Origin of the sequence: Flavobacterium supellecticarium, from assembly GCF_004801375.1 — a bacterium.
Lineage (GTDB): Bacteria > Bacteroidota > Bacteroidia > Flavobacteriales > Flavobacteriaceae > Flavobacterium > Flavobacterium supellecticarium.
In genome coordinates this window covers 83,434-100,497 of the sequence record NZ_SSNZ01000003.1, presented here as the reverse complement: position 1 = coordinate 100,497, position 17,064 = coordinate 83,434, and the positions used below count along the sequence as shown (strand labels likewise).

General features: G+C 39.4%; 15 protein-coding genes. 7 read left to right on the top strand and 8 right to left on the bottom strand.

Annotated features, from left to right (window positions below):
- Positions 1 to 27: 27 nt before the first annotated feature.
- From E6C50_RS09620 to E6C50_RS09590, 7 genes are all read right to left on the bottom strand, one after another.
- On the bottom strand, positions 28 to 1,041 hold the full coding sequence (locus tag E6C50_RS09620) for a hypothetical protein (protein ID WP_230978991.1): 1,014 nt from the start codon (positions 1,039 to 1,041) through the stop codon (positions 28 to 30).
- A 44-nt stretch (positions 1,042 to 1,085) separates the two neighbouring features.
- A complete protein-coding gene (locus E6C50_RS09615; RefSeq protein WP_136403024.1) occupies positions 1,086 to 3,323 on the bottom strand; it encodes a hypothetical protein in 2,238 nt (745 codons plus the stop codon).
- 161 nt (positions 3,324 to 3,484) lie between these two features.
- Positions 3,485 to 5,632, bottom strand: coding sequence for a S46 family peptidase (locus tag E6C50_RS09610; RefSeq protein ID WP_136403023.1), 2,148 nt, complete (start codon positions 5,630 to 5,632; stop codon positions 3,485 to 3,487).
- Positions 5,633 to 5,823: 191 nt separating this feature from the next.
- Positions 5,824 to 6,825 carry a GTPase ObgE gene (gene obgE, locus E6C50_RS09605; RefSeq protein ID WP_136403022.1) on the bottom strand — a complete coding sequence of 334 codons (1,002 nt, stop codon included), beginning with the start codon at positions 6,823 to 6,825 and terminating at the stop codon, positions 5,824 to 5,826.
- A gap of 43 nt (positions 6,826 to 6,868) precedes the next feature.
- Positions 6,869 to 8,092: a hemolysin family protein gene (locus E6C50_RS09600; RefSeq protein WP_230978994.1), complete on the bottom strand. Its 1,224-nt coding sequence runs from the start codon at positions 8,090 to 8,092 to the stop codon at positions 6,869 to 6,871.
- A 146-nt stretch (positions 8,093 to 8,238) separates the two neighbouring features.
- Positions 8,239 to 8,811, bottom strand: coding sequence for an adenylate kinase (locus E6C50_RS09595; protein ID WP_136403020.1), 573 nt, complete (start codon positions 8,809 to 8,811; stop codon positions 8,239 to 8,241).
- Positions 8,812 to 8,859: 48 nt separating this feature from the next.
- Positions 8,860 to 9,390 (bottom strand): phosphoribosyltransferase, encoded by a 531-nt coding sequence (locus E6C50_RS09590; RefSeq protein ID WP_136403019.1) that lies wholly within the window; start codon positions 9,388 to 9,390, stop codon positions 8,860 to 8,862.
- A gap of 119 nt (positions 9,391 to 9,509) precedes the next feature.
- On the opposite strand from E6C50_RS09590, the gene E6C50_RS09585 reads away from it, so the two are divergent.
- A complete protein-coding gene (locus E6C50_RS09585) occupies positions 9,510 to 10,049 on the top strand; it encodes a hypothetical protein (protein ID WP_136403018.1) in 540 nt (179 codons plus the stop codon).
- Between the two features lie 51 nt (positions 10,050 to 10,100).
- On the opposite strand, the gene E6C50_RS09580 is transcribed toward E6C50_RS09585, so the two are convergent.
- Positions 10,101 to 11,648, bottom strand: a complete 1,548-nt coding sequence (locus E6C50_RS09580; RefSeq protein ID WP_136403017.1) for a T9SS-dependent choice-of-anchor J family protein — start codon at positions 11,646 to 11,648, stop codon at positions 10,101 to 10,103.
- Positions 11,649 to 11,869: 221 nt separating this feature from the next.
- Between E6C50_RS09580 and E6C50_RS09575 the strand changes: the two genes are divergently transcribed.
- The 6 genes from E6C50_RS09575 to E6C50_RS09550 all read left to right on the top strand — a co-directional run bounded on the left by E6C50_RS09575 (position 11,870) and on the right by E6C50_RS09550 (position 17,062).
- Positions 11,870 to 13,027: a 5-(carboxyamino)imidazole ribonucleotide synthase gene (locus tag E6C50_RS09575; protein ID WP_136403016.1), complete on the top strand. Its 1,158-nt coding sequence runs from the start codon at positions 11,870 to 11,872 to the stop codon at positions 13,025 to 13,027.
- An 18-nt stretch (positions 13,028 to 13,045) separates the two neighbouring features.
- Positions 13,046 to 13,528 (top strand): 5-(carboxyamino)imidazole ribonucleotide mutase, encoded by a 483-nt coding sequence (gene purE, locus E6C50_RS09570; protein ID WP_136403015.1) that lies wholly within the window; start codon positions 13,046 to 13,048, stop codon positions 13,526 to 13,528.
- 97 nt (positions 13,529 to 13,625) lie between these two features.
- A complete protein-coding gene (locus E6C50_RS09565) occupies positions 13,626 to 15,653 on the top strand; it encodes a M3 family metallopeptidase (RefSeq protein ID WP_136403014.1) in 2,028 nt (675 codons plus the stop codon).
- Between the two features lie 89 nt (positions 15,654 to 15,742).
- A complete protein-coding gene (locus tag E6C50_RS09560; protein WP_136403013.1) occupies positions 15,743 to 16,246 on the top strand; it encodes a GbsR/MarR family transcriptional regulator in 504 nt (167 codons plus the stop codon).
- A gap of 61 nt (positions 16,247 to 16,307) precedes the next feature.
- Positions 16,308 to 16,658, top strand: a complete 351-nt coding sequence (locus E6C50_RS09555; protein WP_136403012.1) for a hypothetical protein — start codon at positions 16,308 to 16,310, stop codon at positions 16,656 to 16,658.
- Positions 16,659 to 16,675: 17 nt separating this feature from the next.
- On the top strand, positions 16,676 to 17,062 hold the full coding sequence (locus E6C50_RS09550) for a hypothetical protein (protein ID WP_136403011.1): 387 nt from the start codon (positions 16,676 to 16,678) through the stop codon (positions 17,060 to 17,062).
- The last annotated feature ends 2 nt before the right edge of the window (positions 17,063 to 17,064 follow it).

Below are 17,064 nucleotides of genomic sequence, written 5' to 3'. Positions count from 1 at the left end.
CTTGATCATTTTCCAAACCTCTAAAAACTAAAACCAAGCCGCTACTTTTTTAAAGATATTTTGTTCCTTATGATAAGGAGTTATGTTAAAGTCGTCCAAGTCATAAAATATAATTTCATCCGGGTGGTTTGCCAGATTATCACGTAGATCATCGGCCATATTTTCCAGATCGTCTTTAGAAATTGATTCGATCTTAAGCTGATCGCCTTCTTTAAAATAATTGCCACCGCGGATCACGCTTTCCACTACGGTAAAATACATGCCATCCGTTCTCTTAAAATGTGGATCGTTTTCAAGAGCCACCTCATCAATTTTACTGATCACTTTGATCACCCGATGATTCCGGATATGAATTCCCCAACTATATATTGGTATAGCCACATCGAGTGCCAATGGAAACTTTTTCAGGCTTTTGATATAGCTTTGTGCTACTTCCCGATCGTAAATGGAATTCCGGTTATCGGGCGCGATACTTCCCATATTGTAATACATCAACACGCCTTTATCAACATTGGGAATTCCGGTTTTATTAAAATATTTCACCTGATGTAACCGAATAGTCGCCGACAACTTTTTGGCGCTAACCGACTTTAAATGTTCGACAAATTTTAAATAACGGTCTTTACTATTTAACGTCCAGTCGCAATCCACCTGAATTTCATCCCACACAATTCCGTATTTGGCATTGACTTTTCCGATATAGGTATTGACCTTTTCAGCCAACTGTTGCAGGTCGACTGTAGGTTCGAGCATGACTTCATTTTTGATATACACCACCGGAACAATTTTATACGGATCCGGTTTTTCGGAAAAGCGTATCGGTGAGACCGGTATGGCTTCTTTCCCTCTAAGCCCAATATCAAAATAACGGATATAGATTTTACCGACGTTATTTTCCGACAATACCTTTTTTTCGTTTTCCGTAACTTTAAAAACCGTTTTCCAGTAATAGAATGCTACGTTGGGTTCCTCTTTTTCCGACCTGTCCGAACAAGCCGAAAATAATCCTACGAATAGGATAATGGCAATTATTTGCTTCACTTTCTATTTAACTATTGAAGGCATTATGTTTTCAACTTTTGGAATTATTCCATTCCGAGGTATTTCCGGAAATAGCCACATTCTTTGATCACTTCTTTATAATACTGCGTATTCGAATAATCTGATTTTAGTTTTTGAAACCCATCCCAGGCTAAAAAGCTTACTTCCGCTTGTCGGTAATAAGTATCCGTGGTATGATAACGCCTGGAATAGAAATCGTTCCGTTCGCATTTGGCCATCATATACATACATCTTGCTTTTTGCTCCGGATTGGTTGCTGCCGCAAAGGCCTTTTTATAATACGCATTCGCCAGTGCGGTACTTAACAGAATCGGTTGATAAAATTCATCAATATAGTTTCCCCATTGCGCCATGATAACGTCATCATAAAAAGCACGGGCATTACCATAATAGGTCATATTATAAAAGGCATTTCCCAATAAAAGGTTATTACTATATACGTCCTCACCTTTTGCCAGTTTATCCTGCATTTCCTTTATTTTTTGTAAAAAAGAAAGCTTGGTATATTTCACCTTTTGGTAGGCCGCATGATCACAATCGTTACAATCCTTGATCTTACCATTAAACGGATTACCCCACAACGAATCGTTACTTCTTTCGGACTGTTCCATATAAGTAATTGCCTGATCGATTTTATTGTTATAAGCACTAATCACACCCTGATAATCATAAATATCCGACAAGGTCACATTATAAAGCTTCACGGCCATTTGCTCCCATTCGCTCTTATTGGATTTACTTAAAAAAGCTTTCATAGCTTCCTGACTTTCCGGTTTATGATAATAGGTTTTATCGCGTAAAAACAATTCTGCCATTACACCATTTTTCTGGGAGGCATACAACGATGCAATATAACGGGCACTCCATTCTTTGGCTTTATTATAACGAAAATAGGCAAGCTCATTTTCCTCCTTCGGAAGTTCCAGATACAACCATTTAAGCTCTTTTAGCAGTGCTGCTTCCGATTTCGCATTCATTTTAGTGGTTGTGCTAATAGTATTGATCAATTTTAAAAGACGAAATTGTCTGTCAGAAAGTTCACTTTTCGGTGCCTGACTTTCGGCTTTATCAAACAATTTGGCGGCTCTTTTATAATCGCCTTTAAAGATATTCAGGTAACCTGCCGCACTATTCCACAAATAGGGTTTTGCTGTTTGGGATTCATCCGCAATTTTATCAACCAAAGCAACCATCTCTTTATTCAGCTTTTCATTGATTTTCTTTTTATATTCCGGAATTGTTCTAAACTCATCGTCGTTTAGTCGGATTTCTTCTTTATTCACAAGACGTGTTAACAGATATTCCAGATGTTCGCTTTTTGGATTTAGCTTATAAATCTCGGCTATCGCTTTTTGTTCATCGGCATAATACCCCAAAAGTGCCCATAATGCCGTTTTTTCATCCGTATGCTGCGCCAACTGTAAAGAAGCGTTAAAATCGGATTGTTCCTGAGGGTGGAAATTATAGGCCGTCGTCTGACGAAGTGCCGGACATTTATCGAATACCACCGCATAGAAGTAATTGGCTTTTACATAGTTTTGCTGTTTGTAATAGCACCCGGCAACATACGAAAGTCCACGGTAATACAGCGTGTTTTTAGGCACACTGTTTTGGGTCTTCTCAAAAAAAGCTATGGTTTTAGGTTTGGAATTACTATAAAAATAAGCCTTCATCGTTTGAAACCAATAGCGATTTTTCAGGAACGCATCCTGTGTTTGTTCAAATTTCTGTTCCACCGTACGAATCAACTCCGGTGCTACCTGAGGAATGGTACGGTTGTCATAATCCCAGTAATCATATGAAATTGTAGTATGCTTTTCAATTTGCCGGGCATAATACATAAACTCTAAAAAGTCTTTTACCTTTTTATTTTTCAGATCAATCTTCCGGTCGGGAAAAGTCAGCTTCTTTTTATTAACGGCAACCTGATACAGGTTTAGCAATTCGGTACTCGCACTATCGTTTGCAATAAAATAGGCAATATCCTCTTTTTTAATCTTTCCATTCAGATAACCATCCCATTCCGTCACAATAGCATCATTAAACCGTCCTGTAAAATCACCATCATAGCCTGTATAGAAAATATCACCCGAATAAAACAAGGGTGAATACGATTTATCGACATAGGCCTCCGGAGTAAAGTTGGACAGGTAATAATATCCCCAATCCCCAATATCCGAGCAGGCGTAAATAACCGTATAGGTTACGCCAGCTAAAAGACTACAACCCAGCAACCATTTTTTTAAAGAATTCCGAATCATTGGCATCTGTTTTAAAGGTAAAGTATTGTTTTAAATACGGTATTAAACTTACAAAATTCGTACCGATACTGACAAAATAATTTTTCGGAAATTTATTGCTGTACGGGCATAAAAAAACCGCTTCAATTGAAGCGGTTTTATAGTTTGAAAACGAATCGGAATTATTTCACGATTGTCATTTCGTCAACGATGTGTTTTGCATTGGAGAACTTGTCGATCACCCATAATACATAACGAATATCCACGTTGATTGTTCTTTGTAAGTTTTTGTCAAAGATCACGTCACCAGCCATAGCCTCGATATTTCCGTCGAATGCCAAACCGATTAATTCCCCTTTACCGTTTAATACCGGAGAACCTGAGTTACCACCTGTAATATCGTTATCGGTTAAGAAGTTTACGTGCATAGAACCGTCTTTATCGGCATAACGACCGTAGTCTTTTGCTTTGTTCATTTCCATTAAACGAACCGGTAAGTCAAATTCTTCGTCGCCTTTTTTGTATTTTTTAACCATACCGTCCATAGTCGTATAGTTATTTACTTTCGCATCATTACGTTTGTCAGCAGGTAAAGCGCGAACTTTTCCATACGTTAAACGTAGTGTTGAATTTGCATCCGGATATTTGATAGAAGCCAATTTTGAATCGCGAAGTCCTTGAACCAATAAACGGAAAGACGCTCCGAAATCGTTTTGTGCTTTAGCGATCACTTCCGATTTTGCGTTGTAGTGGTTTAATAAGTCATTCGACAATACTACTAACGGATCGTTTGTAATCGTAGTCGCGTTAGGGTTTTGTAAAAACGCTTTTACTTTTTCAGGAGAAGCGAACACACTGTTATCGAATGCATTGTTAACATATTTTGTAAAATTGTTGTTGTTCTCTTTTCCTAATTTCTCTACCATTGGCGCCAATGTATATCCTGCTTTTGTAGCATATAGATTTAACTGACCCGCAAGGATATCTTTTTCAGCCGGAATATACGCTTCTTTGTAGAATTCGTCGATCATTTCAACAAGACCCGGGTACATTTCTTTACGTTTGGCTTCATCCGCTTTTGCGTAATTTTCCAATTGTCTACCCATAGTTCTTGAGATTGTTCCGAAAGCACTAGAACGCAACATCGTCATTAAATAGTTATCATGACGTGCTTTTTCGTTAGTTAAAGCATAGTATTTGTTGATGGTTTCCACCACATGACCATACTTTTCTTTGTTTTCTTTCTGATTCGCCCATTTGTCGAATTTCGCTTCCTGAGCTGCTTTTGTTTTGGCAGTACCGAATTTTGTTAACGCATCGATCATTCCCTGACGGTTTTTCCAGTAGTTTGCCAATGAAGCATATTTAGACGCATACATTAAACGTACCGCATCACTTTGATCCATATGGGTTTTCATTTTATCCATTCCCATTTTAGAGCCTTCAACCCAAGCCGGGTAAGCGAATTTTACGTTTTGCTCGATTCCGCCAGCTGGCATCCAACGGTTTGTTCTACCTGGATATCCTAAGATCATTGCGAAATCATTTTCTTTTACACCACCAAGGTTAACCGGTAAGTGGTGTTTTGGTTGTAATGGCACATTGTTTGGAGAATATTCAGCCGGGTTTCCGTTTGCATCTGCATACACACGGAACATAGAGAAGTCACCTGTGTGACGTGGCCACTCCCAGTTATCGGTATCTCCACCAAATTTTCCAATATTTTCAGGAGGCGTTCCTACTAAACGTACATCTTTATAATCCTGATACACGAAATAGTAATATTCGTTACCCTGGAAAAACGGACGTACAGAAACGGTGTATTTCCCACCTTCGTTGTTTTCTTTTTCAATAAGTGCAATTTCTTTGTTGATTGCTGCTTCACGCTCAGCCTCAGTCATTTTATCGTTTACTTTCGATAAAATTCTTTTTGACACATCGTCCATACGAACGAAGAAACGAACGAATAAGCTTTTCGGTTTTAGTTCTGCTTTTCTGTTGGCAGCCCAGAAACCATTTTTAAGGTAGTTGGCTTCCGGAGAAGACAATTCTGCGATTGCATCATAACCACAGTGGTGGTTTGTTAATACCAATCCGTCTTTAGAAATCATTTCGGCAGTACAACCTCCGTTAAACTGAACGATTGCATCTTTAAGACTGTGGTGGTTAATACTGTAGATTTCCTCAGCCGTTAACTGCAATCCCATTTTTTGCATATCCCTGTGGTTTAAACGCTCGATAAACATCAAAAACCACATCCCTTCGTCTGCTCTAACACTTGCAGGTACAAGCAGTATCGTAGCAATTAAGGATAAAATAATTTTTTTCATAATAAATCTGTTATTTTTAGTGACGCGAATATACCTCTTTTTAAGAATTTTATAAAAAAAAGGGTTTATAAAAATCTATAACAAAATAACTTTAACTTTTTATTTTACTATCTATTGATCAAAACTGACATAAAATAAAAAGAGGCCTCTAAAACGGAGACCTCTTTTTACTATTTTTTACAGCTATCGTATTACTGATTAAGCATTTGCCATAATTTATCTTTTAACTCCGTTAATCCCTGTTGGGCAACCGACGAGATAAACAAATACGGAATTCCTTTAAATTCCTTATCCAGCTGTGCTTTCATTTCGGCTTTTAATTCGTCGTCGAGCATATCCGATTTCGAAATCACTACCAAACGATCCTTATCCAACATTTCCGGATTGTAACGGCGTAACTCATCGAGTAGAATATCGTATTCCTTTTTAATGTCAGCAGCATCGGCCGGAACCAAAAACAACAAAGTCGAATTTCGTTCGATATGTCGTAGGAAATAATGCCCCAATCCTTTACCTTCGGCCGCACCTTCAATAATTCCCGGAATATCGGCAATTACAAACGACTGAAAATCACGGTACGCCACAATTCCCAGATTTGGTTTTAAGGTCGTAAACGGATAATCGGCAATTTTTGGCTTTGCGGAGGTTAATACCGATAATAAGGTCGATTTCCCGGCATTCGGAAACCCAACCAATCCGACATCGGCCAATACTTTTAATTCCAGGATAACATCCATTTCTTCGGCCGGCATACCCGGTTGCGAATAACGTGGTGTCTGATTGGTCGAACTTCTAAAATGCCAGTTCCCCAAACCACCTTTACCTCCTTTTACAAGGATCTTTTTTTCACCGTCTTCGGTTATTTCAAAAAGTATTTCATTGGTTTCTTTGTCGCGCACCACTGTTCCCAATGGCACTTCGATATACTTATCTTCACCATCGGCACCGGTACTTCTCGCACTACCACCGTCTCCTCCGTGTCCGGCTTTGATATGGCGTGCAAATTTAAGGTGAAACAATGTCCAAAGACCTTTGTTCCCTACCAGATATACATGTCCGCCACGACCACCGTCTCCACCATCGGGACCACCTTTTTCAATAAATTTCTCCCGATGCAAATGCGTAGACCCTTTCCCTCCTTTACCGGAAGAAACATAAATTTTTACGTAGTCTACAAAATTCCCTTCTGTCATTTAATTTTATTTTGTTTTTCAATAGTAAGCACTAAAAAGCAGCTTACTCTTTTAATGAGCGTACTAATACTTTATCGATTTTCACACCGTCCATGTCGATTACTTCCAGTTCCATTTTATTCCAGATCAGCTTTTCACCAACTTTTGGAATATAGGACAATTCGGTCATGATCAATCCGCTTACCGTTGTAACGTCATAATCGTTAATCAGATCATCCATATCGAAATAGGTCAGGAAGTCGTGCAACGAATAATGTCCGTCTACCAGCCAGGTTCCGTCTTCACGGGCTACCAACTGGAATTCTTCTTCGTAGAACTCGGCGGCATCACCAACGAGCGCTTCCAGAATATCGTTTAATGTAATAATCCCCTGTACCACACCATATTCGTCGGTAATCAGGGCATAATGTACTTTTGTTTTCTTAAAAAGCTCCAGCGCTTTATAGGCCGACGTATGTTCAATAAGGTAAACCGGTTCTTTTACAATTGCCTTCAGGTCGAAATCGCCTTTTTCAAAACTCGTAAACAAGTCTTTTAACAACACGACACCAACGACCTCATCCAGATTGTCTTCACACACCGGATATACGGAGTGAATTTCTTCCAGTACCTTTTCTTTTTGTTCGTTTACATCATCTTCCAACGACAGATACACCACCGCTTTACGGTGCGTCATCAGGGAATTCACCTTACGGTCACCGATATGGAAAACACGTTCCACGATGTCCTGTTCGATTTCCTGTACTTCCCCGCCTTCGGTACCTTCTTTAATGATGGCTTTAATTTCTTCTTCGGTTACTTTCCCATCGGCCGTTGGCTTAATTTTCAATACGTTTAGTACAAAATCGGTCGATGCGGTCAACAACCAGATAAAAGGTGCCGTTACAATCGAAACCACTTTCATCGGAACCGCTACCGTTTTAGCAATCGCTTCCGGGTAATTTAATCCGATTCGTTTGGGCAGTAATTCTCCTAAAACCAGGGAGAAAAATGTTAAAATCACAACTACAATCCCTACAGCCAGTGTTTGCGAATAAGGTCTGAACATTTCAAATCCGTCTAAAAACAGTTTTACGTCACCGGTAACGTTATCACCACTATAAATACCGGTTAGAATTCCGATTAGTGTAATTCCGATCTGAACGGTCGACAGGAATTTATTGGGTGAATTAGCCAGTTCTAAAGCTGTTTTCGCACTGGTGTTTCCTTTTTTCGCGGCCGTTTCCAAACGGTTTTTACGAGCTGAAATAAGTGCTATTTCCGACATGGAGAAAACTCCGTTTAAAAGGATTAGAAAGAAAATTATTATTATTTCCAAAATTTAGGATTGTATATTAGTTATGATATCAGTTTTACCTGACTTTTTATTCTTTTTTTATTGTTAGTATTCTATTTATTGTTCACCGGAACGGCTTATAATTTTTCAATTACATCGCTTAGTCTTTCGGTAATTTCGGCAATGGAACCGATTCCATTCACCGCGTGGAATTTTTGCTGTGCACTGTAATATTCAATTAGCGGCGCTGTTTTTTCGTTATATTCCTGGTAACGGTTTCTGATTTTTTCTTCATCCTGATCGTCCGGTCTTCCCGATGTTTTTCCTCTTTCCAACAATCGTTGTACCAGAATTTCATCATCAGCTTCCAAAGCAATCGTTGCGGTTACTTCCCAATTTTTGGAATTTAAGAACGCATCCAAAGCCTCGGCCTGCGCAATTGTTCTTGGAAAACCGTCGAAAAGAAAACCATTCACTTCCGGGTTTTTCTCCACCTCATCCTGAAGCATTTTAATAGTAAGACTATCCGGAACCAAATCACCACGATCGATATAGGTCTTGGCTTCCTTCCCTAATACGGTTTCATTTTTAATGTTATAACGAAAAACGTCACCCGTAGAAATGTGTATTAAGTTGTATTTTTCTTTTAAAAATTCGGCTTGTGTCCCTTTTCCGGCTCCGGGCTTTCCAAATAATACGATATTAATCATTTTAATTAAATTGTTGTTATGATGGTTTTTATAGTTATTTTTTCTGTGTTATTTTAATTGATAGACTTCCGGGATATTACGCCCTAATCCGTCGTAATCCAATCCGAATCCGACGATAAACTTATTTGGAATTTCCAATCCAACATAATCGATCGCAATATCCTTATCATAGGCTTCCGGTTTGAGGAAAAGCGTGGCGAATTTCAATTGCTTCACACCTTTATCTGCAAACATTTTCTGTAATTCCACTATGGTATTTCCGGTATCCACGATATCTTCAATGATTACTACCGATCTTCCGGTAATATCCTGATTTAACCCGATCAGTTGTTTTACCTCGTGTGTAGTTTGCATTCCGTCGTAAGAAGCCATTTTGACAAAGCTCAATTCACAATCGTGTTTATAGTGCTTCATAAAATCGGACACCACCATAAAGGCTCCGTTAAGTACACCTACAAAAACCGGTATTTCACCATTCATATCTTTTGCAACGGCATCGGCCATTTTCGCAATAGCGGCATCGATTTCTTTTGCCGAAAGAAACGGGACAAATTGTTTGTCGTGAAGTCGTATTTCCATTGTAACCTTTAGAATAATTGGCAAAGATACTAATTGCCGTTGGACAATTGATAATTAACAATTAAGAATTATAAATTTTTGAATTATTTTGTATTTTCGATGAAGATTTCAGGAAAAAAATGAACGAAATTTTATATACCAAAATTACAAACAGTACCGCTCATCGTGCCAGCCGGGAAGAAAACGCTGCTTATATCTTCAACAATCCATCATTATTTAACGATCTGTTTAGGACTGCAATAACAATAACCGACAAAAACCACCACAAAGCCTGCTGGATTATGGAGTTGGTACTCGAACAACAACTCAACCTGATTTTTCCCAAAAAAGACATTTTTTGCACAATATTACCACAATTCCGCAATGAAAGCGCACTGCGCTCGATATCCAAAATCGCACTGTTTCTTGTCGACTATGACAATCGCAAAACAAAACTCCTTTCCGATAAAAACATTGAAATCATTACCGAAACCTGTTTTGACTGGCTGATCAACGACACCAAAGTCGCCTCAAAAGCCTACGCAATTCAATCCTTATATTTATTAGGTAAAGAGAATCCCTGGATTTACCCGGAATTAAAACAACTGTTACAACAAGGTTTCCCCGATCATTCGCCGGCCTACCAAAGTGTAGCACGAAAAATCCTTAAAAAGATATAAAAAAAACGACCCTTATAAAAAGAGTCGTTTCTCAGGATTAATTATCAAAAATTACTCTTTGATAATCTTAATTGTTTTTACCACATCTCCGGTAAATACTTTCACAAGGTAGTTTCCAGCAGATAAATTACTCATATCTACCTGAGCCTCGGAAAGGTTTATATTTTGCGACAATACTTTTTGCCCTAACAAATTGTAAATTTCAACAGCTGAAATTGTTTGATCATATGCTAAGTTCAACATATTTTTAACCGGGTTCGGATAGGCTCTGAAATTTCCTTTATCAAATGTAGCAGCCGATAAAGCACTGCTCACCGTTACATCATCGAGATTAAGACCTCTTGCCCAGTTTGAAGTTCCTTCGAAAGCAATATAATAAGTAGCTGACGGATTTGGCAACGATAAAGTCACCTGAGTCCAGGTTGTATGTTCCGTAGTATAGTCTGCTCCGATTTGAGTCCATGCACCGTTTGAACTTGTTTTGTAGTAAACACGTAACTCATCGATATCACCAAACCAGTTCACGTTAGCATAATAGAAACTCACTTGCGGACTGGATACTGCAGTTAAATCCAATGGAGGTGACACTAATTTTGTTTTGTTTCCGGTTGTAGTGGTTCTAAACTCCGCCATACGGGCACCTGTTCTCGGTGTAATGGAGCTATTTCCATTTGCCGTTACATACGCCCAGTTTGCCGTTCCGGAAACCGTTTGATTACTCCAACATGATGGAATGGTAGCGGCATCAAAACTTTCTGTAAAAGGAAACGCTGTTACCGATGCACAACTTGTTGTAAATGCTCTCGGACCTACCCAGGCACTAAAATTGCCACTTCCACAGTTAGCACGAACATAATATTCATAAGCTGTATTAGGCGTTAATCCTGATAAAGTTGTAGCTGTAGCCCCTGTAACCGGTGGTGCAGCCGTACCGGAACCTGCCGTAAAACCAGGTGCTCCGTATTGTACCTCAAAATTGGATGTTCCCGCTCCCGGCGTCCAGGATATAGCAGCAGTGGCTTCAGTTACAGCACCAACAATCGGATTTGTAGGCGCCAAACAACTTGGTAAAGCCGTTACTTCTACATCATCAAGATCAAAATAGAACATATCAGTTGTGGTAGAATGAAACCCGATGTAAATCGTTTGCCCCACATAAGCCGTTAGGTCGTACTGATATTTAAAAAAATTAGCACCACTCGCAGGAGCCACATTCGCATCTAGCGTAGCTGTAAAGTTGGCCGCAGCAGTTCCTGTAGTTGAAACCTTCACACTGATTGTTTCCGGATATAGCGGATCACGGCTTCTTGCCCAGAAAGTTAAGAAATCCGATACACCTGCCGTAACCGTTACAGCCGGAGTAACCAAATAATCATCGTGAGCAGTTGACCCATAACCGATAGCGGCTGCATTGGTTCCACTATGCGCACTAATACCGGTCGCCCCGGTAAAATTAACAATTACCCAGGTTCCGGTATCACCACCGTTAACAACAGTCCATCCGGCAGGAATAGTCGTTCCTCCGTCGAAGTTTTGCAGGAATTGTCCGTGACTTATAAATGGGACAAAAGCTAGCATTAAAAGTAGTCTTTTCATCATAATTTTAAGTATTTTTCAATTAAACAAGTACACAATTTACAATAATATTATTTAATTAACAATCAAAACATACATTTATAACCGTTTATTTTTCAAAAGTTACAAAATATACAATCTGTTATTTTTAAATAAAATCATACAAAATCCACAGAAACAGAAAAACAAAAATTATCGATTGTGTTTTCTATTATGATAAGTATCTTTGCACAAACAACAACACAATGAATTATTTTTCTTCTGATTTTAAATTAGGGATACTTGGTGGCGGACAGTTAGGCAAAATGCTACTTACCGAAACCCGGAAGTTTGACATCCAGACTTATATCCTTGATCCAAGTGCCGAAGCACCATCGCAATATGGGGCAACGCGTTTTTTTCAGGGTGACCTGATGGATTTCGAAACCGTATACCGTTTTGGTAAAAAAACAGACCTTCTAACCATTGAAATCGAAAATGTCAACCTTGACGCTTTAGACCAACTCGAGCAGGAAGGACTGGCCGTTTATCCATCTCCTAAAACCCTGCGGCTAATCCAAAATAAGGGCCGACAAAAAGATTTTTATTCCGAAAACAATATTCCTACAGCACCTTACCGTAGGTTTACCGATAAAAACAGTCTGATCCAATCGGTCGAAAACAACGAAACCAACATACCATTTGTATGGAAAAGTGCCCAGTTTGGTTATGATGGTAATGGTGTAAAAATTATCCGTACCGCTTCCGACCTTACTTCGCTACCCGATACCGAATGCATCGCCGAGCAGATGATACCATTTAAAAACGAACTGGCCGTAATTGTAAGTCGTACCCCATCCGGATCGATTAAGACCTATCCGGTAGTCGAAATGGAATTCCACCCGGAAGCCAATCAGGTCGAATATGTAATCTGTCCGGCCCGTATTGACGAAACAGTTGCACAAAAAGCACGCGCTATCGCGTTACAGGTTTCCGAAAAATTCAACCATGTTGGTTTATTGGCAGTCGAAATGTTCCAAACCGAAGACGACGCTATTCTGGTAAACGAAGTAGCACCGAGACCACACAATTCCGGGCATTACTCAATCGAGGCCAGCTATACTTCGCAATTTGAACAACACATTCGTGCTATTCTTGATTTACCTTTAGGCAATACCGATAGCAAAGTTGCCGGTATTATGGTAAACCTAGTTGGCGAAGAAGGTTATTCCGGTCCGGTTATCTATCAAAACATTGAAAAAATATTAGCTATCGATGGCGTAACGCCGCATATCTACGGAAAAAGAGAAACCCGTCCTTTCCGAAAAATGGGTCACGTAACCATTGTAAACGAAAATATAGACGAAGCCCGCAAAACCGCAGAAATAGTCAAAAATACGATCAAAGTAATTAGTCACTCCTAATTAAAACACCACATCACTATGAGCAAAGTAGCCATCATCATGGGTAGCATTTCGGATATGCCGGTAATGCAGGATGCCATCACCATATTAAAAGAATTCGGAATTACAACAGAAGTCGATATCGTATCGGCACACCGTACACCGGAAAAATTATTTGATTTCAGCACGAATGCCCACAAACGTGGTATCAATGTTATTATAGCCGGAGCTGGCGGAGCGGCTCATTTACCCGGAATGGTTGCTTCAATGTCGCCCCTTCCCGTAATTGGTGTTCCGGTAAAATCCAGCAATTCGATAGACGGATGGGACAGTGTTCTTTCGATCCTTCAGATGCCAGGTGGTGTACCGGTAGCCACCGTAGCGCTAAACGGTGCTAAAAATGCCGGTATCCTTGCAGCACAGATTATCGGAAGTCACGACAATGCCGTTCTGGATAAAATCACCGCTTATAAAGAAAGTCTGAAACAAGCCGTTTTAAAAGCCTCTGAAGAATTAAAATAAATTCCGCTTTCGCCAACCGGATTTGGATTAGAAAAAGCTAATTTGTACCTTGTCTTACACAGACGTACATCATTAATTAAAGCTAACAGTACTATATATGAGTATTTTAACCGAAAGATTTTCTACTAAATACAACACCGCGCCCTTTTCGCAAATAAAAATTGAGGACTACGTTCCGGCATTCACTGCAACAATCGCTGCTGCACGTGCCGAAATCGACGCTATAATTCACAATCCGGAAGCACCAACTTTTGCCAATACCATTGAAGCACTGGAATATTCCGGAGATGCTTTGGAACGACTATCGTCCATTTTCTTCAATTTGAATTCCGCAGAAACCAGTGATGAAATGCAGAAAATCGCACAGGACGTATCGCCGGTTTTAACCGCATTTGGAAATGACATTATTTTAAATGCCGATTTATTTCAACGCGTTAAAACCGTATACGAACAAATTGATCAACTTAATCTTACTACCGAGCAGCATACGCTCTTAACTAAAAAATACAAAAGTTTTTCCCGAAACGGAGCTTTATTATCAGAAGACAAAAAAGCCCGTTTACGCGAAATCGACGCCGAGCTGGCCAAACTATCGTTAACCTTCGGTGAAAATGTGTTAGCCGAAACCAACGCCTACCAATTACATTTAACCGACGAGAAAGATCTTGACGGCTTACCGGAAGGCGCTATCGAAGCGGCCCATGCCATCGCAAAAAGTCAGGATAAGGAAGGTTGGATTTTCACCTTGGATCATCCGAGTTATTTACCATTCGTAACTTACGCACACAATCGCGAACTACGTAAAGCGATCAGCATTGCATTTGGCCGTAAAGGATTCCAGAATAATGCTTTCGACAATCAGGAAATCGTGATCAGGATTGCAAACCTACGTCACGAAAGAGCCAATCTTTTGGGTTATGCCACGCATGCCCATTTTGTATTGGAAGAACGTATGGCGCAAAGTCCGGAAAAAGTAACCGCCTTTTTGGATGATTTACAGTCGAAAGCCAAACCGGCAGCCGAACGGGAATTTGCACAATTAACCAATTTTGCCAAAAAACTGGATCCTATTGATCATTTGGAAAAATGGGATGGCGCCTATTATTCCGAAAAATTAAAACAGGAACTTTTCAACCTCGACGACGAAACGCTAAAACCGTATTTTAAATTAGAAAACGTACTAAACGGTGCCTTTACCGTAGCACAAAAACTATTTGGCATCACGTTTACCGAGATTTTTGACATCGATAAATACCACGAAGAAGTACAAACATTTGAAGTAAACGACAATAACGGAAATCTTGTTGCCATTTTTTACGCTGATTTTTTCCCAAGAAAAGGAAAACGCAATGGCGCCTGGATGACCTCATTTAAACACCAGTCGGTTCAAAACGGAGTAAATGAACGACCGCATGTATCGATTGTTTGTAATTTTACCAAACCAACACCTACCAAACCGTCGTTACTCACTTTTAACGAAGTAACCACTTTATTCCATGAATTTGGTCATGCACTACACGGAATGCTGGCTAATACTACTTATCCGAGCTTATCCGGAACCAGTGTATATTGGGACTTTGTAGAATTACCAAGTCAGGTAATGGAAAACTGGTGTTACGAACCGGAAGCCTTAGCTTTGTTTGCAAAACACTATCAGACCGGTGAAATCATTCCAATGGAATACGTCGAAAAAATAAAAGAAAGTGCCAGTTTTCTGGAAGGAATGGCCACCTTACGCCAAATCAGTTTTGGATTATTGGATATGGGATGGCACGGACAAGATCCGTCCGGAATCCGCGATGTAAAAGCTTTTGAAAACGAACAATTTGCTTCGACCAAACTCTATCCCGATGTAGCCGAAAATGCGATGAGTACTGCTTTTTCGCATATTTTCCAGGGTGGTTATTCATCCGGATATTACAGCTACAAATGGGCCGAAGTTCTCGATGCCGATGCTTTTGCTTATTTCCAGGAACAGGGAATCTTTAATCCGGAAGTCGCACAACGCTTCAAAGACAACATCTTATCACAAGGCGGAACCGACCACCCGATGACACTTTATAAAAAATTCAGAGGTCAGGAACCAAAACCGGAAGCACTCTTAAAACGCGCCGGATTACTATAAAAAACATAGCCCGATTGCTTTCGGGTTATTTTTCAAAATAAACTTTCAATTATTTTTGAAACTTTAGAAATTATGCATACATTTGAACTATGGAATTCAACGAAGCAAAAAACAAATTTGTACAAACCTGGGGCGCCTTAGGTTCGCAATGGGGCATTAACAAAACCATGGCTCAGATTCATGCTTTGTTAATGGTATCGGCCGAACCGCTTTCGATGGAAGACATAATGGAAGCGCTTCATATTTCCAGAGGAAATGCCAGTATGAATTTAAGAGGCCTGATGGATTGGGGCATTGTGTATAAAGAATACAAAGCCGGCGAACGAAAAGAATTCTTTACCGCCGAAAAAGATCTGGACGAACTGGCGGTTAAAATTTCACAGGAACGAAGCAAACGGGAAATCAAACCCGCTTTAAAAATTTTGAAAGAAGTATCCTCTATCGAAGGAAACAATTCGGCCGAGGCCAAACATTTTATCGAACAAACCACCAAGCTACACGACTTCGTTTTAAAAGCCGACAATGTTTTAGACAAGATTACCGAATACAAAGACAATTGGTTAACCAAATTGGTGATCAAAATTATGAAATAAAAAAATTTAATTCAAAGTTTCATTTTTTTCTGAAAGTTTAATAATTATAAAATTATTTTAAATGACGTACTATAACACTATAGCCTACCTCCTCTTCCTTGGACTGATGAGCTTAGTCATCGTTAAAATCGGAAGAATCTGTTATGATAATGGAAATATATTTGTAGCCACATTAATACCCGACCATACGGCACTTTGTCAACAAATCAACAAAGCTTTGCTTACCGGATATTACCTGGTTAATATTGGTTATTGCGCTATTACAATTACCAACTGGCAAACCATCACAAGCTTACCCATGCTCATCGAAGTGATCGCAATTAAATCGGCAATCATCCTTTTTCTATTGGCCGCATTGCATTATACCAATCTTTTCCTTCTAAAAAACTATGTTCAAAAATTAATTCAATAACTATAAATCATACAACCATGGAAACAACCAAAACACTTATCGGTTATGTTATTTATTTACCCATTGCACTTTTTCTGACCTATCATGTCTCTAAAACACTTTTCCGAAACAGTAAAGTTTATATGCTTGACATTTTTAAAGGTCGCGAAGAAATTGCCCTCGCTACCAACAAACTATTCGAAACCGGATTTTACCTGCTCAACCTGGGTTTTGCCCTGATGATACTCGACATGAATCTGTACGACAATACTTATCAGGAACTTATTGAAGCCTTAAGCTATAAAATTGGTGGTTTTGCGATCTATTTAGGGGTGATGCTTTTTCTCAACCTCTATTTCTTTTTTAGAGGAAAACGAAAAGCGAGCCAAACCGCAAGAGAAGAAAAAATAATTTTTAAAGCCTAAGT

Coding starts and splice junctions, on each gene's coding strand:
- E6C50_RS09615 (WP_136403024.1), bottom strand. CDS start 3,323: ATGATTCGGAATTCTTTAAAAAAATGGTTGCTGGGTTGTAGTCTTTTA.
- E6C50_RS09610 (WP_136403023.1), bottom strand. CDS start 5,632: ATGAAAAAAATTATTTTATCCTTAATTGCTACGATACTGCTTGTACCT.
- obgE (WP_136403022.1), bottom strand. CDS start 6,825: ATGACAGAAGGGAATTTTGTAGACTACGTAAAAATTTATGTTTCTTCC.
- E6C50_RS09600 (WP_230978994.1), bottom strand. CDS start 8,092: ATGTCGGAAATAGCACTTATTTCAGCTCGTAAAAACCGTTTGGAAACG.
- E6C50_RS09595 (WP_136403020.1), bottom strand. CDS start 8,811: ATGATTAATATCGTATTATTTGGAAAGCCCGGAGCCGGAAAAGGGACA.
- E6C50_RS09590 (WP_136403019.1), bottom strand. CDS start 9,390: ATGGAAATACGACTTCACGACAAACAATTTGTCCCGTTTCTTTCGGCA.
- E6C50_RS09585 (WP_136403018.1), top strand. CDS start 9,510: ATGAACGAAATTTTATATACCAAAATTACAAACAGTACCGCTCATCGT.
- E6C50_RS09580 (WP_136403017.1), bottom strand. CDS start 11,648: ATGATGAAAAGACTACTTTTAATGCTAGCTTTTGTCCCATTTATAAGT.
- E6C50_RS09575 (WP_136403016.1), top strand. CDS start 11,870: ATGAATTATTTTTCTTCTGATTTTAAATTAGGGATACTTGGTGGCGGA.
- purE (WP_136403015.1), top strand. CDS start 13,046: ATGAGCAAAGTAGCCATCATCATGGGTAGCATTTCGGATATGCCGGTA.
- E6C50_RS09565 (WP_136403014.1), top strand. CDS start 13,626: ATGAGTATTTTAACCGAAAGATTTTCTACTAAATACAACACCGCGCCC.
- E6C50_RS09560 (WP_136403013.1), top strand. CDS start 15,743: ATGGAATTCAACGAAGCAAAAAACAAATTTGTACAAACCTGGGGCGCC.
- E6C50_RS09555 (WP_136403012.1), top strand. CDS start 16,308: ATGACGTACTATAACACTATAGCCTACCTCCTCTTCCTTGGACTGATG.
- E6C50_RS09550 (WP_136403011.1), top strand. CDS start 16,676: ATGGAAACAACCAAAACACTTATCGGTTATGTTATTTATTTACCCATT.